Here is a 1,000-nt window from a genome sequence, read left to right on the forward strand (position 1 = left end):
CCGGTGGTGGGCCCTCGCCCCTGATGGCGGCCAGCACGCCGGTGAGCTGGCGGACGAACGGATTCTCCGGCGCGTACGCCAGCAGTGCCCCGTTGATCGTGATGTCACCGCGGCCGTGCGGGCCGAACGTGTTCACCGCGACCGCGGACCCGTCGTCGCCCAGGAGCTCCAGCCGGGTCTCGCCGTCGAACTGCATCGAGCTGAACACGTCGAGGGTGGGGCCCGAGGCGAACTGGGCGGCGATGACGGCGGACTCGTCGGTCTGGACGTGCCACCGGCTGTTGCTCAGGACCGACCGGAACTGGGCCCAGTCGGCCATGTCGTCCGCGTACCAGCGGGCCAGGTCCAGGCAGTGTGTGCCGGTCGCGGACAGCGACCACCACTTGGCGATCTCGCCCTGCGCCCGCCAGTTGGTCTCCGCGATCGGGAACGGCCAGCTCACCCGCAGGTGCCGCAGCGTGCCGATCTCGTGGATCCGCCGGCGGAGCAGCTCGTGGCCGACATGGCAGCGCAGGTGGTAGCCCGCCGCCAGCACCAGGCCGCTGGTCGTGGCGAGGTCGACGAGCGTGCGCGCCTCGCCGGCGCTCAGCGCCATCGGCTTCTCGACGAGGACGTGCTTGCCGGCCCGCAGGCTCGCCTCTGCCTGCGGGAAGTGCAGGCCGTCCGGCGACAGCACCACGACGAGGCCGATGTCGGGGTCGGCGAGGAAGGCGCCGAGGTCGTCGTACGGCTTCGCGCCGGGTGCGTCGAATGTGGACAGGAAGTCGCGGGCGCCGGCGGTGGACCGGGAGAGCGAGGCGGCCAGCCGCGCGCCGGGCGTCGCCACCGCGGCGGGCGCATGGCCCGCGTTGGCGATGTAGCCCGTGCCGATGATGCCGACGCCGACGTCGCTCATGCTCCGACCCCCCGATCCCTCCGAACCTACTATCGGAAACCGGCCGGGCGGGCGCGATTGGCGGCGGTTCGTCCAGTCCCTCGGCGGCCGCTACTACACCGCGTG

Annotated in this window: 1 protein-coding gene; it reads right to left on the minus strand. The window is 72.7% G+C overall.

Translation table 11 applies throughout. From position 1 onward, the window contains the following. The coding region (locus AB0H87_RS42050) for a Gfo/Idh/MocA family oxidoreductase (RefSeq protein ID WP_360159520.1) at nt 1-895 on the minus strand (895 nt) is incomplete at its 3' end. Nucleotides 896-1,000: the final 105 nt, after the last annotated feature.

The sequence above is a fragment of the Asanoa sp. NPDC050611 genome, from assembly GCF_040654855.1.
Lineage (GTDB): Bacteria > Actinomycetota > Actinomycetes > Mycobacteriales > Micromonosporaceae > Asanoa.